The sequence below is a fragment of the Streptosporangium sp. OZ121 genome, assembly GCF_051918885.1.
Lineage (GTDB): Bacteria > Actinomycetota > Actinomycetes > Streptosporangiales > Streptosporangiaceae > Streptosporangium.
Window position 1 is genome coordinate 1 of record NZ_JBPXMC010000116.1, and the last position, 531, is coordinate 531.

Annotated in this window: 1 protein-coding gene; it reads left to right on the top strand. The window is 68.2% G+C overall.

What is annotated here, in order from left to right; translation table 11 throughout:
* Nucleotides 1-93: 93 nt before the first annotated feature.
* A partial coding sequence (locus tag ACTOQ1_RS42965; protein WP_440074399.1) for an endo-1,4-beta-xylanase occupies nt 94-531 on the top strand: 438 nt, incomplete at its 3' end.

Below are 531 nucleotides of genomic sequence, written 5' to 3' on the forward strand. Positions count from 1 at the left end.
CCCCCGCCCGGCACCCGGCGACCCCTCGGCGGTCTTCGCCGGGCTCTGGTCGCCGGCGCCCTCGGCACCCTCGTGCTCGGCACCCTCGCGGCGGTGAACGGTCCGGTCTCCGCGGGCACCACTTCCGCCAGTGCCGCCGCGTCCACGCTCGGCGCGGCGGCCCAGCAGAGCGGACGCTACTTCGGCACCGCGATCGCCGCCGGCAAGCTCGGCGACTCGCAGTACACGACGATCGCCAACCGTGAGTTCGACATGATCACGGCCGAGAACGAGATGAAGATCGACGCCACCGAGCCGAACCAGAACCAGTTCAACTTCACCAACGGCGACCGGATCTACAACTGGGCGGTGCAGAACGGCAAGCGGGTACGCGGGCACACCCTGGCCTGGCACAACCAGCAGCCGAACTGGATGCGGTCGATGGAGGGCAACGCGCTGCGCCAGGCGATGATCAACCACATCAACGGCGTGATGAACCACTACAAGGGCAAGATCTACGCCTGGGACGTGGTCAACGAGGCCTTCGCCGAC